This is a genomic window from Caballeronia sp. (assembly GCF_049581465.1).
Lineage (GTDB): Bacteria > Pseudomonadota > Gammaproteobacteria > Burkholderiales > Burkholderiaceae > Caballeronia.
Genome location: NZ_JBAUSA010001181.1, coordinates 1 through 3,968, shown reverse-complemented (window position 1 = coordinate 3,968; position 3,968 = coordinate 1). Strand labels below are relative to the sequence as shown.

Annotated in this window: 5 protein-coding genes; 1 reads left to right on the top strand and 4 read right to left on the bottom strand. The window is 56.8% G+C overall.

All coding sequences use genetic code 11. From position 1 onward, the window contains the following. The 4 genes from WCA53_RS28915 to WCA53_RS28900 form a co-directional block, all read right to left on the bottom strand. A partial coding sequence (locus WCA53_RS28915) for a dioxygenase (RefSeq protein WP_423919154.1) occupies window positions 1-601 on the bottom strand: 601 nt, incomplete at its 3' end. A gap of 163 nt (window positions 602-764) precedes the next feature. Next, the gene (locus WCA53_RS28910) at window positions 765-1,685 is read right to left on the bottom strand and encodes a zinc-dependent alcohol dehydrogenase (RefSeq protein ID WP_423919149.1); all 921 of its coding nucleotides are present in this window, start codon (window positions 1,683-1,685) and stop codon (window positions 765-767) included. An 88-nt stretch (window positions 1,686-1,773) separates the two neighbouring features. Beyond that, window positions 1,774-2,784: a Gfo/Idh/MocA family protein gene (locus WCA53_RS28905; protein ID WP_423919146.1), complete on the bottom strand. Its 1,011-nt coding sequence runs from the start codon at window positions 2,782-2,784 to the stop codon at window positions 1,774-1,776. A gap of 166 nt (window positions 2,785-2,950) precedes the next feature. Then, window positions 2,951-3,241 carry a YciI family protein gene (locus tag WCA53_RS28900; RefSeq protein WP_423919143.1) on the bottom strand — a complete coding sequence of 97 codons (291 nt, stop codon included), beginning with the start codon at window positions 3,239-3,241 and terminating at the stop codon, window positions 2,951-2,953. Window positions 3,242-3,452: 211 nt separating this feature from the next. Here WCA53_RS28900 and WCA53_RS28895 point away from each other — a divergent pair. Next, window positions 3,453-3,968, top strand: a 516-nt coding sequence (locus WCA53_RS28895; RefSeq protein WP_423919140.1) for a hypothetical protein, incomplete at its 3' end; no start/stop codon positions are given.

The window sequence follows — 3,968 nt, the reverse complement described above, 5'->3', positions numbered from 1 at the left end:
CATCGTGAGGGATCGGGTATGCCACGGCCAATATGGAGCGAAATTTAAAGCTCCCATCGGCCGCGCTGCTCAGCCAGCCGCGCGCCCGGTGTTCAGGCATCGATGAGATCTCCGGCGGCCGTTGGACGTCGTAAAAGCCGTCTTCGTCCGACTGCCACACGTCGATTCGTGCGGAAGCGATTGGCGATCCGTCGACACTGAGAACCCTGCCGCTCACGAAACAAGGCTCACCGCACGCACCGTTGGAAATGTCATCACCATTCTTGTACTCCGGCGAACCGTCGACAAAGAACGGACCGAAGACGGTAGCCTCTGTGCATTCTGCCGGCCTCTTATTGTTTTGCGCAGTCACCAGCATCGACAGGCCCAACGTGTCCGACAGAAGGATGAATTCCTGCCGTTTGTCGTCGGTGATATGGCCCACGGAGGTCAGAAATCTGATTGCCTGGAACCATTCATCTTCCGTAAGCTTCACTTCACGTGCAAACGAGTGCAGGTGTTGGACCAGACAGGTCATGACCGTACGCAGTCTGGCATTTCCAGCGTCGCGCATCGATGCGACTACAGCCTGTGTGATTGTGTCTTCGTTAATATTACGCATGGACTCTCTCCGCGCTAGAGCGGTTGCATCAACGTGTGGAAACGGACGGCAATCCTCACTGGGGGACTTGACGCTGCGCCCGCCCAGACTTTTGAGTGCTTGCAGATGTGCAGATCGCCGGTTGCGTCAGTTCTGCCCACAACCACGCTCCCCGTCAAAGTGTTCACGCGTTTGTCAGCGTGACCTTAATGCACTCGCTTTGCGCCACGTTCAAAGCTTCTAAGGCATCCTTCAGATCGAAGCGATGCGTCTGGATCGGCGACAGATCGATTCCTGTCTTTTCAAGGAAGCGGATCGCCGCAGGCCAAACACCAGGGGAGCCGATGCAACCGCGAACGGTGAGGTTGCGCATTTGAATCTGCCCGAGGTTAGCCGTCACCATGCGGTCGATGCTGATGCCGACCATTGAAACACGTCCTTCTTCAGCAGCAAACGCAAACGCCTTCCCAAGGGACGAGTCATGTCCGGATGCTTCAATGACCAACTCTGCGCCCTTGCCGCCGGTAAGCGCTTTCACCCGTTCGATCACATCGTCCGTTGGCTCCAGCACGAAGTCCGCTCCAAGTTTAAGGGCTGCTTCCCGGCGACGGGCGACCGGGTCAATCACGATCACGCGTGCGCCCATGCCGATCGCCGCCGCAGCCGCGCACAGTCCGATCGTGCCTCCGCCCGAAACGACGACGGTTTCGCTGGCGTTGGTCCCGCCGGATCGCATCACCGCGTAGTATCCGCATGTGAACGGCTCAATCAGAGAACCCGTCGTGTCGTCCAGATTGGCGGGGAGCTTGTGAAGCCACTCCGGCTGAACAGCGAAATACTCGCGGTCCGCCCCGTCCATGGAGAAACCAAAATGGTGAAGACGTTCGGGAGTCTCGACGACACATTCGCCAACCACGCGGTCCCCGACGTCAAGACCTGACACCAACCGTCCCACCTCCACGACTTCTCCGCACCATTCATGGCCAGGTGTAACAGGATAGGAGATCGGGATGATGTACCGGCCTCCAAGAAGCTCATAATCAGAGTGACAGATCCCCACAGCGCGGGTGCGAATCAGGACTTCCGTGTCCTTGATCTGCGGCATGGGCAAGTCTTTAACTACGGGCTTGCCGGGGGCTTCGAATACAAGAGCCTTCATTTGAGTCTCCAATTGTGTTTTTTGAGGTTCGCTATCAGGCGAGAGCCACTACTTGCCCGTTCTTGGCGGATGCAATAATTGCTTCGAGAAGTGCGATGTTCTCGATCATTTCCGACGCCTTGATGGGGTACTCACTTTCACCGCGCACGGCATGCGCAAATGCGACGAGGTTGTCGCGTACAGGCTCCGCCGGAGGCACGTGAGAAACCTCAATTGGCATGCCCGTCGACGTCTTCGTAACGACCCAGCCGTCTGGCGATTCCACATGTGCCCTGTCCCGAATGTCGATCCAGCCTTTCGTACCGAACACTGCAAACCGGGATACGAACGGGGTGACCAGGGTGGCGCTTATATAGGCGGTTCCCCCGTCTCTAAAGCGAACATGGGCGCTCATTGTGTCGCCCTGTGGGAATGGCGAGGCGAGGTTCTCACAGACGACGCGCACGTCCAGCGCGGTGCCGAGTAGCTTGACTGCGAGGTCCGTCAGATGAATGCCCGTCGCCGTCATCCCGGCCACGGGAGCGAGACTGGAATTAAGTCGCCAGTTCGAGGGATCGAGGCTCAGGAACTTGTCGTGGCTAAAGTTGGCCTCAACCTGCAGGATCCGACCGAGGGTACCGTCGCTTGCGGCCGCGAGCATCTGCGCAACAGGTGGTTCGAACCGGCGTTCATGCCCCATCCCCAAAATAAGCCCACGCGATTCGCACGCCCTCACGGCACGTACAGCACCCTCACGAGTCAATGCCAGCGGCTTCTCGCAGAAAACATGCTTGCCGGCGCTGACCGCTTGGTCGAGCTGCTCCTCGTGCAAATCGTGCGGTGTGGCGAGAATGACGGCCTCGACTTCCGGATCAGCCAGAGCAGCGGAGTACTCCCGGAAAAAACGGATGCCGTTGTCGTTGCAGAATGCCTCTGCGGTCTCACCAAACGGTTCCACAGCGCATACAACGTCCAGATCCTCGGCCGCGCCCTTCGTGACGGCGATCATCTTGCGACCCCACCATCCGAGACCCACCATTGCTACTTTTACCGGCCCTTTTATCACTTCGCTATCCTTAGAATATAAATCTAATCAGCCCCTTTATTTCGGCTGATTTATTTATAACGGGTTCTGATTGTGATCGTGCTCTGCAAGCTCCGCTGCCACTTCTAAATCAGGCAGAAGATCAGCAGCAGATGGCGATCCCCGCTGTCCCAGCATTCGTTTCGGTTCACTTTTCCCGGTTGTCCACGCGTTTGAGGAAACCATGGATATTGACCTGTCGCCAGACCCCAGCGACAGCAAACGGATCATTCCGGTTGAACTGGATGACGTCTTCCTTGCTTTCAGCGTCCACCATAAAGCAGCTTCCGATTATCGTTTCTCCGTCGTCGGACACCAGTGGACCCCAAATTATTGATTGCACTTCGGCATTGGCGAGATATTCCTTGTGCGCCTCGTAATTCAAGAGACGGCGCTGCAGAGCGTTCTCATGGTCGAGACAATGGACAATGAAATGCATTCGCTTCTCCCGTGGGTCTTGTCGGCCGCTAACGGCTCACACTCCCGCTTCGCTGTCCCTGATGTCCATCGCGCAACCAGTGGGATCAGAGTAGTTGTCGTCGTGCTAGACATCAATCGGCGAGTCATCCAGAATGGATATTTGAGGCCACTAATGCGCGCGATTTGTGCGGAGACCTCCCAATCTAGGGAAAACGCTAGCCTCTCCAACGATGAACGACCAAGAATTTCTACGGATTATTGAGTTCATTGATAGCACGAGAGGCCCGTTCAACGTGCAGATCCAAGGCATGGCTCCGGACTCCGACTGGGCACTCACGAGTTTCCTGGTAAAAGCAAAATTGCAGCAGGAGGATGTGTCGATTTCCCGGCTCATCAAGGTTTCGGGCTTGGCTTATGGAACGGCGCATCGCCGCATCAACTGTCTGATCGACGAAAAGCTGATCGAGGTCGTCCCGGCGTCGCCCAGCGGCAAGTCGCACCTGCTTTTGGCTAGTGAAACACTGCTGCGAGGATTCGAGACGCTCGCGCTTCATGTCAAGTCACTGATTACAGCGCTTGTAGGTCATCGCGACGACAGCCAGAGTTCGGATCAGTATTATTTCGGCGAACCGCAGGGATCCATCGAGCAGTTGGTGCCCCCCACAGATTTGCTCACGTCGCGGGGAGGCGCCGGCAGGAGACTCCGGTTTTTGTTCCACGACGATAACTATTTTGCTGCACTGCGA